The organism is Brucella tritici (assembly GCF_902825325.1).
GTDB lineage: Bacteria > Pseudomonadota > Alphaproteobacteria > Rhizobiales > Rhizobiaceae > Brucella.
Map to the genome: position 1 here is coordinate 82,220 of NZ_CADEAR010000011.1, position 19,707 is coordinate 101,926.

Consider the following 19,707-nt stretch of genomic DNA (forward strand, 5'->3'; position numbering starts at 1 on the left):
GTGTAGTGGAACCGCATTAAGCCGCTCCGTCAAGTGATCCGGTCGCCCCTGCGTGCGATCTTCTCCGAACGGTCGCGAATGACCTTCAAAACGACGCCGTGGAAATCATTCAGGAACAGCTTGCCCCACAAATCACAGTAGAAATCGATCGGCGTTGCGATCCGATAATGGGTCGTCAGTGTGAGCCGCGTATGACCATTCGCCACCGGTTCAAGGCGATAATCACCCTGCGCAAGCTTCAGATAGCTGCTGTCGACCTTGATATGCGCTTCGACCTCAGGCGGTATGGAGCCGGGACCGAAGCGGAAATCCCACGCCAGAAGCCGGTTCTCTTCCCATTGCGTGACAATTTCCTGAAAATTCACGCCATGCGTCCATTGCAAGTCGCGTACCGCGCCGATGCCGGTACCGTTCAGCCTTGCATCCGTCGGCTGCGGCACGCCAAGAATGCCATGGCTGAATGTCCACGACAGCTCGTCTGGACGCACATTGCGGATTTCAACCGTCTGCTGCCAGACGACTTCCGGCGGCGCGGCAATCTCGATCACCGTAGTCACAGCGCCATCGTGCGGTGTGTAGGACATCTGAAGTTCGGCTGGCAGAACGACGAGCGGCAGCGCGATTACCAGCGTCGTCGAGCGACGGGAGCGAAACTGTCGGATGATCCACAAGGTCACAGCCGAACCCAGCGCCGAGAACGCCATGAAGAACGGAGCGGCCATGGCCACGCAAATTCCGGCCTCATGGAAAAGCACCATGCTGATAACGACAAGCCCACCAATAATGGCCCATCCCATACGGACATGGCGCCACAATCCCTTTTCCGCCCGCGGATCGGAGAGGCTGGAGGCAAGGCTGGCAACAGCCATCGGTAACAGCATCAGGCCTGCAATGACCGGCATTGCATCCACATAATGACGCGACCAGATCATGACATAAAGCAGAAGACCGTAGACGAAAGCGACGGGTACTGCGACGGTCAGTCTTTCCGATGAATCGGGTGATACTGTTTCAGGAGATTTCATCAAGATGCGCGAATTGTTGGACTTCGCGCCTGTTTACGAACAAATTGTCCGTTAGATCAAGCTCATAGCTGACCTGCGGCAAATTGAGAAAAGAAAGCGGCGACCACGACGACCGATGGTAGTGATTGATCCCGGGAACCTACAAAGTAGGTGGGCGCCATATGCGAAAGCCCGCAAGCCTTCACAGGGACAGCTCCCTTAGAGATCAATAAGGCCCCGGGGATGCTGTTACACCTGTCGGGAAGCGCAGTTCGCCAAGAGCCAATATAGTACCTGCTTAACGGGAACGCCAGTGGCTTGCATCGGCCTAACCGGAAAACTTTTCAAAAGGATTTGACGATCCGCAACTAGGGATCAATGGCCCCTACCCGCGCTATTTCTTGGGAAAGATGCTGAAAAAATGGGAAGTCCATGATACCGCTGGAAAGCAATTGCGCTCCGCTTGCGCGAGCATCTTTGGGAGACATGCCAAAACGGCTTTTGAAGGCTGCAGCAAATTGCGTCGGATCCTGAAAACCGCATCGATAAGCGATCTCTTTCGTATAAAGAGTCCGATGGCGTTCTTCCGACAACATGCGAAACGCGCGGTCAAGTCGCTTGTCGCGAATAATCTTCGCGACGCCACCATCATTTTCGAATGCACGATAGAGATGGGAGCGAGACACATGAAAATTTTTGATAATCAGAGAAACCCCAAGAAGGGGATCGTGAAGATTATTGTCGATGAATGACAGAATACGTTTTCGCATCGGCAAATTGACGGGCAGCTGCTCGATGAATTTGCCCTTCAGACCCGTAATCCCAGCGGCGATCAATGTCAGCATCACACGTTGAGCAGCAACCGCATCATCCGGCCCCAATTCTGGCACAACCGCATTGAGCTCCTGAATGTAATTAAAGGCTAGACGGGTCATGGGTTCCGCACCAGGCAAGACGAGCCCGTGCAGACTTCTACCGCCCGTAACCTCCTCCAGATCACATCGGCGCACGAATACCGTCGTTCTGGCACCTTTAAAAGCACGGCTGACAAGGGTTTTCGCGAGATCAATAACGAGAATATCACCAGGGCTTGCCGTCACGTCTGCTCCGCCAAAGTCGCCCTGCAGATGTCCGCCGGTCATCAGTTGTACCATGTAAAAATCCAGCCCACCTTGGGCGATGATCTTCGGGGTCCGGACATAATTTTGCGTATTGAACGTGGTTGTGCCGATTGTAATCATACCGCTGGTACGCAAGCTGGCTACACCAGAAAGCTCATAATTGCGTTCTGCAGGGTCAATAACGATTTCATACAATGGCTTCATGGCAGCCCGTAGAAAATCATTGCGAAACCTGCTCTCAACCATGTCAGTCGAGAAGAATGCGGTATCCGTCCCACTGTATCGCTTCAAGATATTTCCCACACCCGACTAAAAGAAGCTGAACCAGCGGCTATAATAGTCGCTATTAGCTTGCGAGCAACCGATTGGTTCTCACATAAAAAAATGCTCAAAAGCATAAAAACTATTTGAGTATTTTCTCCAGAGCGATTCTGAAAAAAAATCGAAGCTTTTTATTGCCGATTATGATCTATCGATTTGTTTTTAATAACACTCTTGCTCTGAAAAGTTCTTCCCTACCTAAGGGATCGGCCTTAGGGGTGAACCTGTTAATTTGATGAAAATAGCATCTGAAGCAAGAATATCGAATAGGAGAGCCGTGAAGAACGGGACAGCTTCTACAAACCTTCCTCCTGGCAAGCGGTTCGATAAGGCAGATCGCCAAAGAGTAGCCTCGACATCTCAGCGTCTGTGAGACCTATTCCATCCAGTCGGCTGATCTGTCGAAACGACGCAAAAATGCGGAGAGTTGACTAGCTGTTTCGCGGCGCAATGCGCGATGCCACTTGCTCGATGCGCGACGCTACGTCCGAAAGCATGCCGGTCAGGGCAGCGTCGTTGCTATCGGCGCGACCAAGCGCTTCATCACGTGCGCGGCGCAGTGTTTCGACCTCGCTCTCCAGACCGTTGATGCGCTTCTGCATCTCAGCCATCTCGTCCATAACCATGATCCCGGCCATGACCGTCAGGCGCAGATCGCCGATTTCTCCGAAGGAGGTTTTGAGATGCGTGACATACTGATCGAAACGGTCGGCAAGCCCGGACAGGTGTTCTTCCTGCCCTTCGTCGCAGGCCATGCGGTAGGCTTTGCCATCGATGGTGACGGTTACAGTCGCTATGGTAGCCTCCTATCGGTCCAGAACAGCGCGGATTGTCTCCATCGCTGTCACAAGACGCCGCGAAACTTCGCGATTTGCGGCTTCCAGCCGCTCGGCGCGCGCTTCCGACTGATCGAGTTCCTGAGCGAGACGGCTGCGATCCGCATTCATACGCTGCACCTCCTCCTCGGCCTCGGCGAAGTCGCCTTCCTTGTCCAGCCGCAGATCGACCGCTTGTTCAAGCGAATTGAGTGCCTTTTCCAGCCGTTCCAAGACTTGCCTGAGGGTCGTTTCGGGTGCCATCCATATCCTTTCCAATGCCAATTCGCAGACTAACTCTGGACATCGAATCGCGCCTGCGGGACGGGCATCTTTGAAAAGATTGTAATAATCGCCCGCCAGATAAGCAACAAATGAGGGGCTTATGTGAACGTTCATGCACCGTTATCGGTGCAAAAACGGCTTTTCGGTGATTGTTCTACAGCTTTCCACACAACTCAATCGATTAGTCGCGGACAGTTTATTGCCCAAAAGTCATCGGTTTATTGACTCCTCATACGCAGGTGCTATGTGTCCCGATGCCTTCTGGAGCATGATCCCGAGACGCATGAAGCCGTTTTGGATACGGATCGTGCTCAGGCAAAAGGCATCGCCGCAACCCCGTTAACCCCTCCCAAGGAAAGACGGCTGAAACCATGACCAATTCCGACAAACAAAACCAGATGGCCAACGCAATCCGCTTCCTCTCCATGGATGCGGTCGAGAAAGCCAATTCGGGCCATCCCGGCCTGCCGATGGGTGCAGCCGATATAGCGACGACGCTTTATACCCGTTTCCTCTCCCACGACCCGCAGAACCCGCACTGGCCGGATCGCGACCGTTTCGTGCTCTCCGCAGGCCACGGCTCGATGCTGCTCTATTCGCTGCTCTATCTTTCGGGCTACGAAGACATCACCATCGACGAGATCAAGAATTTCCGCCAGCTCGGATCGCGCACCGCCGGTCACCCGGAATACGGCCACGCAGCCGGCATCGAAACGACGACCGGCCCGCTCGGCCAGGGCATTGCCAATGCCGTCGGCATGGCGCTCTCCGAACGCATCCTCAATGCACAGTTCGGCGATAGCCTCGTCAACCATTACACCTATGTGATTGCCGGTGACGGCTGCCTCATGGAAGGCATCAGCCAGGAAGCCATCGCGCTTGCCGGTCATCTGAAGCTGAACAAGCTGATCGTGTTCTGGGACGACAACAACATCTCGATCGACGGCCCCGTCACGCTTTCCGACAATACTGACCAGCCTGCCCGTTTCGCCGCTTCCGGCTGGAACACGATGGCTGTCGATGGTCATGACCAGGATGCGATTGCCAAGGCTATCGAACTGGCCAAGGTTTCCGAAAAGCCTACCCTGATCGCCTGCAAGACGACCATCGGCTTCGGTGCGCCGAACAAGGCTGGCACCAACAAGGTACATGGTTCGCCGCTGGGTGCCGAAGAAATTGCCGCAACCCGCAAAGCGCTCGGCTGGAATTCCGAACCTTTCGTCGTTCCGGCAGAAGTACTGGACGGCTGGCGCGTTGCCGGTCTCAATGCCGCCAAGAAGCGTCAGGAATGGGAAAAGCGCTTTGCCGCCGCCGACCCGGACACCCGCGCTGAATTCGAGCGCCGGATGCGTGGCGACCTGCCTTCCAACTTCGATGCGACCATCATCGAATACAAGAAGAAGCTTTCCGCCGACAAACCGAAGGTCGCAACTCGCAAGTCTTCGGAAATGGCTCTGGAAGTCATCAACGGTGTCGTGCCGGAAACCATCGGCGGCTCCGCCGACCTCACCGGCTCGAACAACACCAAGACGAGCCAGACCAAGGCCATAACGCCGGAAGACTACGGCCAGCGTTACGTCCATTACGGTATCCGTGAACACGGCATGGCAGCAGCCATGAACGGCATGACGCTGCATGGCGGCCTGATCCCTTATGGCGGCACCTTCCTGACCTTCTCGGATTATTGCCGTCCGGCCATGCGTCTTTCCTCGCTGATGGGCATCCGCGTCGTTTACGTGATGACGCACGACTCCATCGGTCTTGGTGAAGATGGCCCGACCCACCAGCCGGTCGAACAGCTTGCCGCCTTGCGCGCCATTCCGAACCACAATGTGTTCCGCCCTGCCGACGCTGTTGAAGCGGCTGAATGCTGGCAGATTGCCCTGCAATCGAAGAAGACGCCGTCGACGATGGCTCTGACCCGCCAGAACCTGCCGACGGTCCGTACTGAGCATCGCGACGAAAACCTTTCGGCTTTCGGCGCCTATGAACTTGCTGTGGCAAGCAAGGATGCCAAAGTGACGATCTTCGCGACCGGCTCGGAAGTGGAAATCGCACTCAAGGCCCGCGACCTGCTGGAAGGCAAAGGCATTGCCACGCGTGTCGTTTCCGTTCCTTGCTTCGAGCTTTTCGAACAGCAGAGCGACGCCTACCAGACGGCGACCATCGGCGACGCGCCGGTCAAGGTTGCCATTGAAGCGGCAATCTCGCTCGGCTGGGAACGCTTCATCGGCGAAAACGGCATATTCATCGGCATGAAGGGCTTCGGCGCTTCGGGCGAGATCAACGATCTCTACAAGCATTTCGGCATCACGGCAGAACATGCCGCCGAAGCTGCGGAGAAGAAGCTCAACGCCGCATGATTTTAGAGAACGCCGGCGTCGCAAAAACGCCGGCGTTTGAGTTTCCATTCCAGTTCGGTTGGACGAATCCTGTTCGATTTGTCCGTTCCGGCGGAGTTTTGAAGCACTGCATGTGCAGTACCCTATCGGGAGATTAAGAGAAAATGGCAGTTCGCGTCGCAATTAACGGTTTTGGCCGCATCGGCCGCAACATCCTTCGTGCCATCGTCGAGTCGGGCCGCACCGATATTCAGGTCGTCGCCATCAACGATCTCGGCCCGGTCGAAACCAATGCGCATCTTCTGCGTTATGACAGCGTTCATGGCCGTTTCCCCAAGGAAGTAAAGGTTGCCGGCGACACCATCGACGTCGGCTATGGCCCGATCAAGGTTCATGCCGTCCGCAACCCGGCTGAACTGCCGTGGAAGGAAGAAGGCGTCGATATCGCTCTGGAATGCACCGGTATCTTCACCTCGCGCGACAAGGCGGCACTTCACCTTGAAGCTGGTGCAAAGCGCGTCATCGTTTCGGCTCCTGCCGATGGCGCCGACCTCACTGTCGTCTATGGCGTCAACCACGACAAGCTGACCAAGGACCATCTGGTCATCTCCAACGCTTCGTGCACCACCAACTGCCTTGCACCGGTGGCTCAGGTTCTCAACGATGCAATCGGCATCGAAAAGGGCTTCATGACCACGATCCACTCCTATACGGGCGACCAGCCAACGCTGGACACCATGCATAAGGATCTTTACCGCGCTCGCGCAGCAGCCCTCTCCATGATCCCGACTTCGACAGGCGCAGCCAAGGCTGTCGGCCTCGTTCTGCCGGAATTGAAGGGCAAGCTCGACGGCGTTGCCATCCGCGTTCCGACCCCGAACGTCTCGGTCGTCGACCTGACCTTCATCGCCAAGCGCGAAACGACTGTCGATGAAGTCAACAACGCGATCCGTGCAGCCGCCAATGGCCGCCTCAAGGGTATCCTCGGCTACACCGACGAGAAGCTCGTCTCGCACGACTTCAACCACGACTCCCATTCCTCTGTCTTCCACACGGACCAGACCAAGGTCATGGAAGGCACCATGGTTCGCATCCTGTCGTGGTATGACAACGAGTGGGGCTTCTCCAGCCGTATGGGCGATACCGCTGTCGCCTTCGGCAAGCTGATTTAAGCTTCTGATCATGTTTCGAGCCCTTCTCCCCACCGTTGCGCGCTGGCGTCAGCTGGAAGGAGAAGGGCTCGAACATCTCAGTATCGGCCCCACCGGCCGCACGATCCGTGCCGAAAGCGTGGTGATTGGCGACCGCGGAGGCAACCCCTATGGCGTGCGCTACAGCATCGACTGCAACAGCGCCTGGCATGTCCTCCATTTCCTGATCGAAACCACAGCCGGAAATCGTCTGGAGCTTGTTTCCGACGGCGACGGCCGCTGGAGCACGATGGCTGGCGATGCATTGCCCGAGTTCGATGGCTGCATCGATATTGATCTGGCAGGAACGCCCTTCACCAACACGCTGCCCATCCGCCGCCTTGGCCTCACACCGGAAAGCGGCACCATTCAGCTCGACATGCTTTACGTGCCGTTCGATAATTTCCGTCCCTTGCGCGACCAGCAGCGCTATACCTGTATCGAGGAAGGCAGGCGCTACCGCTACGAAGCGGCGGACCGTTCCTTCACCGCCGAATTGCCCGTCGACGAGGACGGGCTTATTACCGACTATCCAACCCTTTTCCGGCGCCTACCTGTTTGAGCACCCCTGCTCCACCGGCACCCGAAAGACAGTTCTGGGAGAAAAATCATGAGTTTCCGCACTCTCGATGATGCCGACGTCAAATCCAAGCGCGTACTGGTCCGCGTCGACCTCAACGTGCCGATGGCAAATGGCGAAGTCACCGACCTGACCCGCATCGAGCGCATCGTTCCGACCATTGCCGAACTGTCGAAAAAGGGCGCCAAGGTCATCCTGCTCGCCCATTTCGGTCGCCCCAAAGGCGTTGCTTCGGACGAGAATTCATTGAAGCATGTTGTGAAACCGCTCGCCAAGGTACTTGGACACGGTGTCCATTTCGCCGAAGACTGCATCGGCGACAAGGCCAAGGCTGCCGTCGATGCGCTGAAGGACGGCGATGTTCTGCTTCTGGAAAATACCCGTTTCCACAAGGGCGAGGAAAAGAACGATCCGGAATTCGTCGCGGCTCTGGCCGCCAATGGCGATCTTTATGTGAACGACGCTTTTTCCGCCGCTCACCGCGCCCATGCCTCGACCGAAGGTCTGGCTCATGTCCTGCCCGCTTATGCAGGTCGCGCCATGCAGGCCGAACTTGAAGCGCTCGAAAAGGGTCTCGGCGATCCGGCTCGCCCGGTAGTGGCCATCGTCGGCGGTGCCAAGGTTTCGACCAAGCTCGACCTCCTGTCGAACCTGATCGAAAAGGTCGATGCACTCGTCATCGGCGGCGGCATGGCCAATACATTCCTTGCTGCGCAGGGACACGATGTCGGCAAATCGCTCTGCGAACATGAGCTGGCCCATACCGCTCGCGAAATCATGGCCAAAGCAGAAACCACGAAATGCGCAATCATCCTGCCAGTCGATGCCGTGGTTGGCTGGCACTTCGCAGCCGATACGCCGAACAAGACCTATGGAGTCGATTCGGTTCCAAGCGACGGCATGATTCTCGATGCCGGAGCACTTTCGACCGATCTGATCGCTTCGGCCATTGATGACGCAGCTACGCTTGTCTGGAACGGTCCGCTTGGTGCGTTCGAACTGCGTCCATTCGATGCTGCTACGGTCAAGACCGCAAAGCATGTCGCCGCCCGCACCAAGGCGGGCAAGCTGGTTTCGGTCGGCGGCGGTGGCGATACCGTCGCGGCCCTCAATCATGCTGGCGTGGCCGACGACTTCACTTACATCTCGACCGCGGGCGGCGCTTTCCTCGAATGGATGGAAGGCAAGCCGCTCCCGGGCGTCGATGTGCTGAAGAAGTAATGCGATAAATCATGTTCACATAAGCCCGGTTGATACCGGGCTTATTTTTTGGGCGTCAGCTTCAGGAGGCGTCCCGGATTGTCATCCTCGATCAGCCAGATGGCCCCGTCGGGGCCGACAGCAACATCGCGGATACGGTTTTCCATTTCAAAGCGCTCGGCTTCGTCCGCCTTGCCGTCCTTATCGATCACGACACGCACCAGCGACATGACCGAAAGCCCTCCGATCAAAGCCGAACCGCGCCATTCGGAGAACATGTCTCCCTCGTAAAAGGCAAGCCCGGCGGGAGCGATAACCGGCGTCCAGTACACCAATGGCGGTTCGAATTCGGGGCGTGTACTATGGCGCGGGATCGGCCTGCCGCTATAGTTGTCGCCATTGGAAACAACAGGCCAGCCATAATTGAGACCGGGCTTGATGAGGTTGAACTCGTCGCCGCCGCGCGGCCCCATCTCGTGCTCCCACAGTTTTCCGTCTGGACCGAAGGCCAGCCCATACGGGTTGCGATGACCAGTCGACCAGGTCAGTGCCCGCACACCTTCCGCGTCAGCATGCGGATTATCCTTGGGCACGGAACCATCCAGATTCATGCGCAAAATTTTACCCATTGGAGCCGCATCATCCTGCGCGGTTGCAGGCAACATACGGTCACCGACCGAAAAGAACAGATGCTTGCCGTCCGGCGCAAATGCAATAATGCCGCCCGGCTGTCCACCGCGCGCCGCCGCATCCTGTTTCCAGATCGTGGTCTTGTCCTTCAGCGCTGCCTTGCCGTCACCTTCTTCCAGCACAGCACGTGCCAGAACGACGCTGCTGCCATTCTTCGCCGGTTCGTTATAGGAAAAATAGACTGCCTTGCTTTTTTCGAAATCCGGTGCAGGCGCAATATCAAGAAGACCGTTCTGGCCACTGAATACCACTTTCGGCACACCACCAACGGCGGTCTTGTCGCCCGATTGCGTGACGATGAAAATCTTTCCACCCTTCTCCGTCAATAAAAGTCTGCCATCGGGCAGAAAGGCGATAGCCCATGGCGTATCGAATTCGGCGACCGGGGTTGCTGTAAACGGCGCATTAGCTTTGGCCTGCCTGCCGCCGGCATTGATGCTCCCGGCCGAAACATCCAGCACCGGCAGGGCAACCATCGATGCGGCCAGAACAAGCGGCAGGCTCAAAAGGGCTCGTCGCATATCTCCTCCTCAAATCTGGACAACCGAGAACAAGCCAGGTTTTCTCAGCGGTTTCTTACATGGGGTTTGAGACGCGGATATCAAAACGGGTTTCGGCAAAAACTGCGATAGCCAGTTCGACTGGTCTAAACCGTTTGAAAAATATTTCAAACGTTTCAATGACTTGCGCTCGCCACAGTTTTAACCAACACTCCCTCATCGCCTTGATAGAAGGAGCATTGCATATGACTGAACGTCTTGAAGATATTGCGATTGCACTGGTGGCGGCAGGAAAAGGTATTCTCGCCGCCGACGAAAGCTCGGGCACCATCAAGAAGCGCTTTGACGCCATCCCCCTCGCCTCGACGGAGGAAACGCGCCGCGACTATCGCGAAATGCTGTTTCGCTCTGACGACGCGATGAAGAACTATATTTCGGGCGTCATTCTCTATGATGAAACCATAAGGCAGAAGGCCAAGGATGGTACACCGCTTGTTGAAATCATCCGCAAGGCAGGGGCCATTCCCGGCATCAAGGTCGATGCGGGCGCAAAGCCGCTAGCAGGCTTCGAAGGTGAAACCATCACAGAGGGGCTGGACGGTCTACGGGAACGGCTTGCCGAATATTACGGCCTTGGTGCGCGTTTCGCCAAATGGCGCGCGGTGATTTCCATTTCGGACGGCCTGCCCACATGGGGCGCGGTGAAACAGAATGCCCAGACCCTCGCACGCTACGCGGCGCTTTGCCAGGAGGCGAACATCGTCCCCATTGTCGAACCGGAAGTGTTGATGGACGGCAAGCCGGGCAATCACACAATCGACCGTTGTTACGAAGTGACGGAATGGGTTCTGAAAACCGTCTTTACCGAACTCCACGATGCCCGCGTCAGGCTGGAAGGCATGATCCTCAAGCCAAACATGGTCATTGACGGCAAGAACGCCCGTAAGGCTTCCGTCGAGGAAGTGGCGGAGAAAACTGTACGCTGCTTCCGCAATACGGTCCCGGCAGCGGTGCCCGGCATCGCCTTCCTTTCTGGAGGCCAGACCGGCGAGGAAGCGACAGCCCATCTTTCCGCGATGAATGCAGGCTTCGACATGCCATGGAAAATGACCTTTTCCTATGGCCGTGCCCTGCAGGCGGCAGCACTGGAAGCCTGGAGCGGCAAGGATGAAAACATAGCTGCCGGTCAGCGCGCTTTCGCACATCGGGCAAAGATGAACGGTCTGGCTGCAACCGGCGGCTGGAAAAAAGATCTCGAAAAAGCAGCCTGACTTGCCTTGAAAAACAAGAGCCCGGCCATTTCAGCCGGGCTTTTCGTCAGCCTTCGTGCAGGTGGAATCCTACCGCTAGTGCCATGATCAATATGGCAATGGCTGCGATCTTCCAGCAATCGCCGCGCCGCTTCAGGCCCGGCAGGCCAAGCGGTTTGATGATGTGCAGTCCCATCAAAAGAACAAGCAGCATAGGCAGGATTTTTGTCACAAATCACCTCTCTGCCTCCTTGTGGCGCAGACGGGCCATCGCTGCAAGACGCCTGCGTCAGACAAAGCCGTTTACACGGTCGCTTTTGGCAAAGCTTGATCTTCATCTTAAGTTTCATGGACGGGTCGCCGTCCAGCGGCGTAAACTGCATGTGGAGGTGACAAAAGCGCATGGAGGAGATGGACCGGAACAGGTCGATCTTGCGTTTTCGTCAGCAGACTAATCACGACGCGACAACCACCCATCAGGGTGGACATTGCGCGTGCTTCTGGGAGGAAGAGCATGACTTCGAAATATGCCGAAACCTATGCCGCATGGCAGACCGATCCTGAACGCTTCTGGGCAGAAGCGGCGCAGGCAATCGACTGGTTCACGCCATGGGACCAGGTTTTTGCGGGCGACGAAGGTGTCTATGGACGCTGGTTCAAGGGTGCTGAGTGCAACACCTGTTACAATGCGCTCGACCGCCATGTCGCCAACGGGCGTGGTGAACAGGTGGCGCTCATCTATGAAAGCCCTGTCACCGGTAAGGTGCGCAAATTCACTTATCGCGAACTGCTGGAAGAAGTGGAAGCGCTCTCCGCCGTCATGCTCGACAATGGCGTGTCGAAAGGCGACCGCGTTCTCATCTATATGCCGATGGTTCCCGAAGCGGCTGTCGCCATGCTGGCATCGGCCCGTATCGGTGCCGTCCATTCCGTTGTCTTCGGCGGATTTGCCGCTAATGAGCTCGCAACCCGTATCGACGACGCCAAGCCTGTGATGATTATCGCTGGTTCCTGCGGTATCGAGCCTGCCCGCATCGTGCCTTATCAGGCCATGCTCGATAAGGCGATTTCACTTGCGCATCACAAAGTCGATCATTGCATCATATTGCAGCGCGAGCAGCATCGGCACGAACCGGTGGCAGGACGTGACATCGATTATCGCGAGGCCGTCGATGCCGCGCGCGGCCGTCATGTCCCCTGCACGCCTGTTGATGCCACCGATCCGCTTTACGTGCTCTACACATCCGGCACGACCGGCGAGCCGAAGGGCGTCGTGCGCGACAACGGCGGACATATGGTGGCACTTGCCTGGTCCATGAAGAATGTCTTTGGCGTAGAGCCTGGACAGGTATGGTGGGCAGCATCCGATGTCGGCTGGGTCGTTGGCCATTCCTACATCGTTTATGCACCGCTGATCCATGGTGCGACGACGATCCTGTTCGAAGGCAAGCCCATCGGCACACCGGATGCGGGTACTTACTGGCGCATCATCGCCGAACACGGCGTCGAGGTGATGTTCACCGCACCGACCGCGCTACGTGCCATCAAAAAGGAAGATGCCGACGGACATTTCGTGCGGCGTCACGACCTTTCAAAGTTCCGCGCCCTTTATCTTGCTGGCGAACGCGCCGACCCCGATACGATCCATTGGGCCGAGAACCTGCTGGGTTGCCCGGTGATTGATCACTGGTGGCAGACGGAAAGCGGATGGCCGATGGTTGCCAATCCGCTCGGGCTTGGTCTTCTGGAAACCAAATACGGTTCGCCCGCTGTCTGTCTTCCGGGTTACGATATCCGCGTACTGGACGATGAAGGTCACGAACTTGAGCGCGGCCAGCTCGGGAATGTTCTTATCAAGCTGCCCCTGCCGCCCGGTTGCCTGCCAACGCTCTGGAATGCCGATGAACGGTTCCGCAAGGCCTATCTGAACGAGTTCCCCGGCTACTATAAAACTGCCGATGCAGGCTATATGGATGAGGACGGCTATCTCTACATCATGAGCCGCACCGACGACATCATCAATGTCGCTGGCCATCGCCTGTCGACGGGTGCAATGGAGGAGGTGCTTTCCAGCCATCCCGACGTTGCCGAGTGTGCTGTGCTTGGCATTTCGGACCCTATGAAGGGACAAGTGCCCTGCGGGTTCCTCGTGCTTAAATCCAATATCGACCGCGACCCGCAAGAGGTCGAGAAGGAATGTGTCAGCATGGTGCGTGACATCATCGGGCCGGTTGCAGCCTTCCGGCTGGCACTGACCGTAAAACGCCTGCCCAAGACACGATCCGGCAAAATTCTGCGCTCAACCATTCAAAAGATCGCAGACGGAGAAGAATGGAAAATGCCGGCTACAATTGATGATCCGGCTATTCTGGAAGAAATCAGCATCGTCCTGCGCGAGCGCCACACCGGGCTCGCCTTCGCCTGATCCTGACGCTATTGACCGGCGGTTTCCGCCGGTCCACTCTCCATGAAAATTGGAGATCGATCATGCAGTTAGAAGGCAAGGTGGCAATCGTCACCGGCGCTGCCCGCGGTATTGGCTATGCCATAGCAAAGCGCTTCCTGATGGATGGCGCAAGCGTAGTCCTATCCGACATCGACAACGCCGCCGCCATGCGCGCAGCCAAGGATCTGGAGCAATTCGGCCCGGTTCGCCATATGGCGGCGGATGTGGGCGACAAACTCGATGTCCACAATCTCCTGACCTTCACCATCACCAATCTGGGCGAGATCGACATCCTCGTCAACAATGCCGGTATCGTCCATCAGACGGATTTCCTCGATTTGAAAGAAGAGGATTTCGACCGCGTCATGAGGGTCAATCTCAAAGGTGCCTTTCTGTGCGGTCAGGCAGTCGCCAGACGTATGGTCGAGAGGGTCGAATCGGGTGGCGATCCAGGCACCATCATCAATATGTCGTCAATCAACGCGATCTTCGGTTTGCCGGAACAGCTCGCCTATTCTGTTTCCAAAGGCGGGTTGAACCAACTGACACGCACCATGGCAGTAGCACTCGCGCGTTGGGGGATTCGGGTCAATGCGATCGGCCCCGGCTCCATCGAAACCGACATGCTTTCTACCGTTAACACCGACGCCGATGCCCGCAACAAAATTCTTTCCAGAACGCCGCTCGGTCGTATCGGCCAAGCCTCTGAAATTGCTTCAATCGCGTCGTTTCTGGCATCGCTGGATGCGAGCTATGTAACAGGCCAGACCATCTATGCGGATGGCGGGCGCCTGCCCCTCAGCTATACGGCGGCGCCACGCTACAAAGCGTAACGTTGCGGCTACGCAATATTAGGAAGATAATAAAACAGGACTTCGCTCCTGACAGAAAGCTGTCAGGAGGGGTGTGCGATACTGCGTATCCAAGGATGAGGGAGATTTCACCATGGCACTCGCAATCGCACCATTGATCGCAGTTTTGAAGGAATATAGGCGCAGATATGACGAACGCCGTCGTTTCATTCGCACCGAACGGGTGATCGGCCGACTGCCGAACGATTTGCGCAAGGATTTGGGCTGGCCGGATCGCTATCTGGAGCAGCGCAACACCAAATACTGCAACGGAGAATAAACCGGAATGCGCCGTGCAGACCGCCTTTTCCAGATTGTTCAGCACCTGCGCGGTGGCAGGCTTGTCACCGCGCGCCAGCTTGCGGAACGGCTGGAAGTCTCCGAACGTACGATCTATCGTGACATTTCCGATCTGCAGTCGACGGGCGTTCCCATCGACGGCGAAGCCGGTGTCGGCTATATTCTGCGGCAGGGTTTCGAACTCCCGCCACTCATGTTCACGCGTGATGAAATCGTCGCTCTTGTCGCCGGAGCGCGTCTCATTCGCGCCTGGGGCGGCGTTTCCATGGCGCGTGGCGCGGAAGAGGCTCTGGTCAAGATCGAAGCCGTCCTGCCCAAGGAAGAGCGCGCCCGCATCACCAGCACCCAGATTCATGCGCCTACGGCCCGCATCAGCATGGACGAACGCCGCATCATCGACGCGGTGGAACGCGCCGTCGATCAGGGCAATGTGCTGAATATCCGCTATCGGGATCTGGAATCGCGCGAAAGCGAGCGTGATATTCGTCCACTGGGACTGTGGTTTTGGGGCAAGGTCTGGACGGTCATCGGCTGGTGCGAATTGCGCAACGCGTTCCGCACGTTTCGCACCGACCGTATCGTCGAAGCCAGCGACGCTGGTCGCCTCTTCCGGGCTGAACGCGGCAAGACGCTCTCCGATTTCTACCGCCTCATGGAATTGAGCGAATACAACGCCTTTAAAGACTGACTGCTCCGGCATTACTCCCAAGGCGGCCGCTTGAGCCGGTCCGGCAAGCTGTTCACACAGGCATGTCGGGCCGGTTTTCTTTTTCAGCCATGATGGCGACTAGCAGACTTATGACGTGTTGCAACCCTCGATCTTCCTGACGTCGCCTGTGCCAGGCGACGTGCAAGGGAAAACCCGCAATAGGGATCGGAGGTGTGAAAGCGACGAGCGCAGACATATCCTCGGGCATACAGCGCGATGGCAGCATGGCGATCATATCGGTACTGGTTAGCAATTCGGGCACCATGCCGAAGTTAGGCACAACCACACCCACCCGACGTTTCAATCCTCGCTGTGCCAGAACGCTATCGACGGGGCTGCTGTTATCGCCGCGTCCCGAAACAAGAACATGCGGATAGTCGAGCCAGCTTTCTAGCGAAAATGCCTTTGCTGCCGGATGGTCTTGCCGCATGGCGATAATGTAATCTTCCTCCAGTAGCAGTTTGCACTGAAGCTCGTCGTCGGCTTCAGGAAAGACGGAAAGAGCAAGATCGCTTTCTCCTGTCACCAGCGCCTCGCGCGCTGCGACCGCGCCCTGCCAGGGCTGGACGACGATATTGATCCCCGGCGCGGTATGTGCAAGCGCCTTCAACAGAGGCCTTATGACGAAGATGGCCGGATAATCAGCCATGCAGATGCGTATCGTCTGCTGCAACGACGCAAGGGGACTTCGGGCGGATCAACGAGATCGAGCACCCCTGCCAGCAAAGTTTTCAAAGGAGCCCGCAATGCTTCCGCTTTCGGTGTGCGTCGCATCGTCCCTCGCCCACGTTCCAGAAGCTGGTCGTTGAACAACACACGGCAGCGCTGCAAAGCATTCGATACAGCGGGCTGCGTCAAATTCAGCCGGTCTGCAGCCCGGCTCACATGGGCTTCGTCCAGAAGAGCATCCAGTATGACCAGAAGATTCAGATCAAGGGACCGTAAATTCATAAAAACAATAATATACTATAATGATAATAAATTGGTATAATTTCAACATTCGCCGCATCGTCCTCTCAAGCTGAAGGAGACAACGATGTCCAAGACCCTGATTTTACTTTTTCATCCCAATCTGGCCCGTTCTCAAGCCAATGCAGCACTTGCTGCAGCGGTTGCAAAATTGCCCGGCGTGGAGATCATCGATATGCAGACCGTTTATCCGCAGGGGATCGACTTCTTCAAGGATGGCGAGCACGAGGCACATCGTCTTTTGTCTGCGGATCGCATCGTCCTGCAATTTCCGGTTCGATGGTATTCCACGCCCCCGCTTCTGAAGGCATGGCAGGACGCTGTCCTGACGCGCATGTTTTACGTTGCTTATGAGCAGGAGGGCCGTAAGCTCGAAGGCACACCGCTCATGATTGCCGCAACCGCAGGAAATGTTCCCGAAGCCTACCGTGAAGGCGGGCACAACATGTTTCCGATGATTGATCTGTTCGCGCCGCTGCGAGCAACAGCAAACCGTTGCAGGCTAAACTGGACGGACCCGTTTGTGCTCTATGCCGCCGACAAGCTTTCAACCGAAGCACTTGAGGATGCAGCCAGCCGCTATATGAACTTCTTGAACGACTGGATAAACGCGACATCCGTTATTGGACGCGAGGCTATAGCTTGATCCAACAAAAAACCCGGCTGATGAAGCCGGGCTTTTTGATATTTCGATAAGGCGATTTCTCGTCCCGACTATTCGTCTTCGTCTTCGTCCGGAGTCGAACTCTTGAGCGAAGAGAGCTTGGCGAAAACCTTGTCCGCATCGAGTTCTTCTTCTGCGGGCTGCTCGTCACGATAGTCGAAATTCTCGGTCGCAGAAGCTGGCAGCAAGGTGCTATCCGATTCCGGTGTTGCCGGACGGTTGCGGGAGGCGCGTTCGACTTCGATGTCGAGATCGATCTGCGAGCAGAGGCCGAGTGTAACCGGGTCCATCGCCGTCAGATTTGCCGAGTTCCAGTGCGTGCGATTGCGAATCTGCTCGATGGTCGACTTGGTCGTACCGATCAGGCGGGAAATCTGCGCATCCTTCAGTTCAGGATGATTGCGCACCAGCCAGAGAATCGCATTCGGGCGATCCTGACGCTTGGAAAGCGGCGTGTAACGCGGGCCCTTGCGCTTGGCTTCCGGAACACGAACCTTCGGCTCGGAAAGCTTCAGGCGATAATACGGGTCCTTTTCACCCTTCGCGATCTCCTCGCGCGAAATCTGACCCGTAATGACCGGGTCCAGACCCTTGATGCCCTGAGAGGCTTCACCGTCGGCAATAGCCTTCACTTCCAGCGGGTGCAGCTTGCAGAAAGCGGCAATCTGGTCAAAAGACAGAGCCGTATTATCGACAAGCCAAACGGCCGTTGCCTTCGGCATAAGAAGCTGGGTGGCCATTAGATATAATCCTTCTGTTCGTCCGCTCCGGTGGCGCGGGACGTGGGCAAAACCACAATTTCCGGGAAATCACGGCCTATATATCGTTTTTTTGTCACCAGAGCAAGAATGGCTCTGAACCTTAAATGTCTGCAGACAAGCATGGCGACTTTTGGCCCGGATACTAAGCAATATCGAGTACGATCTTGCCAATATGTCTTCCCTCCTCCATGCGCTCATGCGCGCGCCAGGCATCTTTCAGCGAAAAGATCATGTCCATTACCGGGGCGACGCGGCGCTGCGCCAGAAGCGGCCAGACCTTCGCCTCCAACTCCCGCGCAATGCCAGCCTTGAAGTCAACCGGTCGCGGACGCAGCGTAGAGCCGGTATGGGTCAGACGCTTGGTCATCAATATTGCGAAATTGGCCGTGGCCTTCGCACCGTTGAGAAAAGCGATCTGCACGATGCGACCATCTTCCGCTGCAGCTTTGTAATTGCGGTCGACATAATCGCCACCCACCATATCGAGAATCACATTGGCGCCTTTGCCCTTGGTCACTTCCTTGACGACCTCGACAAAATCCTCTTGCCCGTAATTGATGGCGTGATCTGCTCCGAGTTTGAGGCAGGCTTCGCATTTTTCCTTCGAGCCCGCAGTTGCAATGACGGTCGCGCCGAATGCCTTTGCAAGCTGGATAGCTGTCGTGCCAATACCGGACGAGCCGCCGTGAACCAGAAAAACCTCCCCCTTCTTCAGCCCGCCGCGCTCGAACACATTGTGCCAGACAGTGAAAAAAGTTTCCGGGATCGCTGCCGCTTCAATGTAGCCATAGCCCGAAGGCAAGGGCAGCGCGTTGGTCTCATGCACGACGGCATATTCGGCATAGCCGCCACCGGCCAGCAGTGCGACCACCTGATCGCCGGTCTTGAACCGTTTGACGCCGCTGCCGACGACAACAATGTCACCGGCAATCTCCAGACCCGGAATATCCGACGCGCCGGGCGGTGGCGCATATTGACCCTGCCGCTGCAAGACATCTGGCCGGTTGACCCCGGCGGCGCGTACCCGCACCAGAATTTCACCTTCCTTGGGTTCAGGCACCGAGCGTTGAACAGGTCGAAGCATATGGGCTCCGCCCGGTTCAGAAATTTCGATAGCGGTCATCTGGGAAGGCAAGTCGGCCATCATATTCACAACTCCATTCAGATTTCTGGCCCTACGCATCGTCGCAGAAATGCCGCATGGCGGATGCAAGACGTCACGTTAGGGAAATCGTCATCGATTTTCTCAAATATATATGCGACGATTCAAGGTGTTAAATCTTTTCTGAGCCATCATTGACCACGGAGGACGGCTATGAGCGGTTTCGATGAGGATGTAGTAAAGCCCCGCAATAGCGTGGCGCTAAGCGACGAGGAGCTATCGCTGCTTTCGGTTATCGAGATCGACCAGCGTATAGCCTTGCTGCAATCCGAGATAGAGCGATTGAAGACAGAACGCCTCAAGAAGGGCGATAGCCGCGCTGCGGCAGAAGCATTGTTTCGCTAGTGGATTGAATTTGACGTTTGATACCCGTCCGATATTATCCCGTTTCAAACGTCAAATTCGAAAAATCCACTAGATTCATAAAGTTACTAGTGGTCTTTTTGCTTCCGACATTTGCTCGGCGCTCATATCCGAGGGATGCAAATGTCGGAAGCAGACCACTAGAAGTGAGATCGTCAACGGAAATGGATACCGGAGCAAAACA

The 19,707-nt window shown here is 56.4% G+C and carries 21 protein-coding genes and 1 other RNA gene; 11 read left to right on the forward strand and 11 right to left on the reverse strand.

Annotated features, from left to right (window positions below):
• Window positions 1–29 precede the first annotated feature (29 nt).
• The 5 genes from HWX93_RS16480 to HWX93_RS16500 form a co-directional block, all read right to left on the reverse strand.
• On the reverse strand, window positions 30–1,025 hold the full coding sequence (locus HWX93_RS16480; protein ID WP_176037989.1) for an SRPBCC family protein: 996 nt from the start codon (window positions 1,023–1,025) through the stop codon (window positions 30–32).
• 97 nt (window positions 1,026–1,122) lie between these two features.
• Window positions 1,123–1,281, reverse strand: a non-coding RNA gene (gene ssrS / locus HWX93_RS16485) — 6S RNA.
• Window positions 1,282–1,372: 91 nt separating this feature from the next.
• Window positions 1,373–2,371 (reverse strand): helix-turn-helix domain-containing protein, encoded by a 999-nt coding sequence (locus HWX93_RS16490; protein WP_176038045.1) that lies wholly within the window; start codon window positions 2,369–2,371, stop codon window positions 1,373–1,375.
• Window positions 2,372–2,877: 506 nt separating this feature from the next.
• Window positions 2,878–3,243: a cell division protein ZapA gene (locus HWX93_RS16495; RefSeq protein ID WP_029376275.1), complete on the reverse strand. Its 366-nt coding sequence runs from the start codon at window positions 3,241–3,243 to the stop codon at window positions 2,878–2,880.
• Window positions 3,244–3,252: 9 nt separating this feature from the next.
• Window positions 3,253–3,525, reverse strand: a complete 273-nt coding sequence (locus tag HWX93_RS16500) for a DUF4164 domain-containing protein (RefSeq protein WP_109988982.1) — start codon at window positions 3,523–3,525, stop codon at window positions 3,253–3,255.
• Window positions 3,526–3,917: 392 nt separating this feature from the next.
• Between HWX93_RS16500 and tkt the strand changes: the two genes are divergently transcribed.
• From tkt to HWX93_RS16520, 4 genes are all read left to right on the forward strand, one after another.
• On the forward strand, window positions 3,918–5,909 hold the full coding sequence (gene tkt / locus HWX93_RS16505; protein ID WP_176037990.1) for a transketolase: 1,992 nt from the start codon (window positions 3,918–3,920) through the stop codon (window positions 5,907–5,909).
• A 143-nt stretch (window positions 5,910–6,052) separates the two neighbouring features.
• The gene (gap, locus tag HWX93_RS16510) at window positions 6,053–7,060 is read left to right on the forward strand and encodes a type I glyceraldehyde-3-phosphate dehydrogenase (protein ID WP_140021956.1); all 1,008 of its coding nucleotides are present in this window, start codon (window positions 6,053–6,055) and stop codon (window positions 7,058–7,060) included.
• A 10-nt stretch (window positions 7,061–7,070) separates the two neighbouring features.
• Entirely contained in the window at window positions 7,071–7,640 is a 570-nt protein-coding gene (locus tag HWX93_RS16515) for a putative glycolipid-binding domain-containing protein (protein ID WP_176037991.1), read from the forward strand.
• Between the two features lie 48 nt (window positions 7,641–7,688).
• Window positions 7,689–8,879 carry a phosphoglycerate kinase gene (locus tag HWX93_RS16520; protein ID WP_176037992.1) on the forward strand — a complete coding sequence of 397 codons (1,191 nt, stop codon included), beginning with the start codon at window positions 7,689–7,691 and terminating at the stop codon, window positions 8,877–8,879.
• Window positions 8,880–8,920: 41 nt separating this feature from the next.
• Here HWX93_RS16520 and HWX93_RS16525 read toward each other — a convergent pair whose 3' ends face one another.
• Window positions 8,921–10,069 carry a PQQ-dependent sugar dehydrogenase gene (locus HWX93_RS16525; protein ID WP_176037993.1) on the reverse strand — a complete coding sequence of 383 codons (1,149 nt, stop codon included), beginning with the start codon at window positions 10,067–10,069 and terminating at the stop codon, window positions 8,921–8,923.
• 224 nt (window positions 10,070–10,293) lie between these two features.
• Between HWX93_RS16525 and HWX93_RS16530 the strand changes: the two genes are divergently transcribed.
• Window positions 10,294–11,319, forward strand: coding sequence for a class I fructose-bisphosphate aldolase (locus HWX93_RS16530; RefSeq protein WP_176037994.1), 1,026 nt, complete (start codon window positions 10,294–10,296; stop codon window positions 11,317–11,319).
• Window positions 11,320–11,365: 46 nt separating this feature from the next.
• Here HWX93_RS16530 and HWX93_RS16535 read toward each other — a convergent pair whose 3' ends face one another.
• Window positions 11,366–11,530 (reverse strand): hypothetical protein, encoded by a 165-nt coding sequence (locus HWX93_RS16535; RefSeq protein WP_176037995.1) that lies wholly within the window; start codon window positions 11,528–11,530, stop codon window positions 11,366–11,368.
• Window positions 11,531–11,812: 282 nt separating this feature from the next.
• Between HWX93_RS16535 and HWX93_RS16540 the strand changes: the two genes are divergently transcribed.
• From HWX93_RS16540 to HWX93_RS16555, 4 genes are all read left to right on the forward strand, one after another.
• On the forward strand, window positions 11,813–13,723 hold the full coding sequence (locus HWX93_RS16540) for a propionyl-CoA synthetase (protein WP_176037996.1): 1,911 nt from the start codon (window positions 11,813–11,815) through the stop codon (window positions 13,721–13,723).
• A 62-nt stretch (window positions 13,724–13,785) separates the two neighbouring features.
• Window positions 13,786–14,577, forward strand: coding sequence for an SDR family NAD(P)-dependent oxidoreductase (locus HWX93_RS16545; protein WP_176037997.1), 792 nt, complete (start codon window positions 13,786–13,788; stop codon window positions 14,575–14,577).
• Window positions 14,578–14,689: 112 nt separating this feature from the next.
• Window positions 14,690–14,875, forward strand: coding sequence for a hypothetical protein (locus HWX93_RS16550; RefSeq protein ID WP_104753833.1), 186 nt, complete (start codon window positions 14,690–14,692; stop codon window positions 14,873–14,875).
• Window positions 14,876–14,881: 6 nt separating this feature from the next.
• The gene (locus HWX93_RS16555; protein ID WP_140021964.1) at window positions 14,882–15,583 is read left to right on the forward strand and encodes a helix-turn-helix transcriptional regulator; all 702 of its coding nucleotides are present in this window, start codon (window positions 14,882–14,884) and stop codon (window positions 15,581–15,583) included.
• A gap of 52 nt (window positions 15,584–15,635) precedes the next feature.
• Here HWX93_RS16555 and HWX93_RS16560 read toward each other — a convergent pair whose 3' ends face one another.
• Both HWX93_RS16560 and HWX93_RS23215 read right to left on the reverse strand, forming a co-directional pair.
• Window positions 15,636–16,253, reverse strand: a complete 618-nt coding sequence (locus tag HWX93_RS16560; RefSeq protein WP_328700183.1) for a LysR substrate-binding domain-containing protein — start codon at window positions 16,251–16,253, stop codon at window positions 15,636–15,638.
• Window positions 16,223–16,555, reverse strand: coding sequence for a LysR family transcriptional regulator (locus tag HWX93_RS23215; RefSeq protein WP_328700184.1), 333 nt, complete (start codon window positions 16,553–16,555; stop codon window positions 16,223–16,225). The genes HWX93_RS16560 and HWX93_RS23215 overlap by 31 nt, the downstream gene beginning before the upstream one ends.
• An 85-nt stretch (window positions 16,556–16,640) precedes the next feature.
• Here HWX93_RS23215 and HWX93_RS16565 point away from each other — a divergent pair, with 85 nt between their 5' ends.
• Window positions 16,641–17,219, forward strand: a complete 579-nt coding sequence (locus HWX93_RS16565; protein ID WP_176037998.1) for an NAD(P)H-dependent oxidoreductase — start codon at window positions 16,641–16,643, stop codon at window positions 17,217–17,219.
• Window positions 17,220–17,287: 68 nt separating this feature from the next.
• Here the strand turns inward: HWX93_RS16565 and HWX93_RS16570 are convergent, their stop codons facing one another.
• Both HWX93_RS16570 and HWX93_RS16575 read right to left on the reverse strand, forming a co-directional pair.
• Complete coding sequence (locus HWX93_RS16570; protein WP_109988993.1) at window positions 17,288–17,977, reverse strand: DUF1013 domain-containing protein; 690 nt, start codon at window positions 17,975–17,977, stop codon at window positions 17,288–17,290.
• 163 nt (window positions 17,978–18,140) lie between these two features.
• A complete protein-coding gene (locus HWX93_RS16575; protein WP_176037999.1) occupies window positions 18,141–19,145 on the reverse strand; it encodes an NAD(P)H-quinone oxidoreductase in 1,005 nt (334 codons plus the stop codon).
• Between the two features lie 168 nt (window positions 19,146–19,313).
• On the opposite strand from HWX93_RS16575, the gene HWX93_RS16580 reads away from it, so the two are divergent.
• Entirely contained in the window at window positions 19,314–19,505 is a 192-nt protein-coding gene (locus HWX93_RS16580) for a DUF1192 domain-containing protein (protein WP_109988995.1), read from the forward strand.
• Window positions 19,506–19,707 lie beyond the last annotated feature (202 nt).

Bases quoted from the DNA above. Each gene is read 5' to 3' on its own strand.
- HWX93_RS16565 (WP_176037998.1), top strand. From the start codon at position 16,641: ATGTCCAAGACCCTGATTTTACTTTTTCATCCCAATCTGGCCCGTTCT.
- HWX93_RS16560 (WP_328700183.1), bottom strand. From the start codon at position 16,253: ATGGCTGATTATCCGGCCATCTTCGTCATAAGGCCTCTGTTGAAGGCG.
- HWX93_RS16525 (WP_176037993.1), bottom strand. From the start codon at position 10,069: ATGCGACGAGCCCTTTTGAGCCTGCCGCTTGTTCTGGCCGCATCGATG.
- HWX93_RS16540 (WP_176037996.1), top strand. From the start codon at position 11,813: ATGACTTCGAAATATGCCGAAACCTATGCCGCATGGCAGACCGATCCT.
- HWX93_RS16490 (WP_176038045.1), bottom strand. From the start codon at position 2,371: ATGGTTGAGAGCAGGTTTCGCAATGATTTTCTACGGGCTGCCATGAAG.
- HWX93_RS16530 (WP_176037994.1), top strand. From the start codon at position 10,294: ATGACTGAACGTCTTGAAGATATTGCGATTGCACTGGTGGCGGCAGGA.
- HWX93_RS16500 (WP_109988982.1), bottom strand. From the start codon at position 3,525: ATGGCACCCGAAACGACCCTCAGGCAAGTCTTGGAACGGCTGGAAAAG.
- HWX93_RS16515 (WP_176037991.1), top strand. From the start codon at position 7,071: ATGTTTCGAGCCCTTCTCCCCACCGTTGCGCGCTGGCGTCAGCTGGAA.
- HWX93_RS16570 (WP_109988993.1), bottom strand. From the start codon at position 17,977: ATGGCCACCCAGCTTCTTATGCCGAAGGCAACGGCCGTTTGGCTTGTC.
- tkt (WP_176037990.1), top strand. From the start codon at position 3,918: ATGACCAATTCCGACAAACAAAACCAGATGGCCAACGCAATCCGCTTC.
- HWX93_RS16480 (WP_176037989.1), bottom strand. From the start codon at position 1,025: ATGAAATCTCCTGAAACAGTATCACCCGATTCATCGGAAAGACTGACC.
- HWX93_RS16580 (WP_109988995.1), top strand. From the start codon at position 19,314: ATGAGCGGTTTCGATGAGGATGTAGTAAAGCCCCGCAATAGCGTGGCG.
- HWX93_RS16575 (WP_176037999.1), bottom strand. From the start codon at position 19,145: ATGATGGCCGACTTGCCTTCCCAGATGACCGCTATCGAAATTTCTGAA.
- HWX93_RS23215 (WP_328700184.1), bottom strand. From the start codon at position 16,555: ATGAATTTACGGTCCCTTGATCTGAATCTTCTGGTCATACTGGATGCT.
- HWX93_RS16555 (WP_140021964.1), top strand. From the start codon at position 14,882: ATGCGCCGTGCAGACCGCCTTTTCCAGATTGTTCAGCACCTGCGCGGT.
- HWX93_RS16550 (WP_104753833.1), top strand. From the start codon at position 14,690: ATGGCACTCGCAATCGCACCATTGATCGCAGTTTTGAAGGAATATAGG.
- gap (WP_140021956.1), top strand. From the start codon at position 6,053: ATGGCAGTTCGCGTCGCAATTAACGGTTTTGGCCGCATCGGCCGCAAC.
- HWX93_RS16520 (WP_176037992.1), top strand. From the start codon at position 7,689: ATGAGTTTCCGCACTCTCGATGATGCCGACGTCAAATCCAAGCGCGTA.
- HWX93_RS16545 (WP_176037997.1), top strand. From the start codon at position 13,786: ATGCAGTTAGAAGGCAAGGTGGCAATCGTCACCGGCGCTGCCCGCGGT.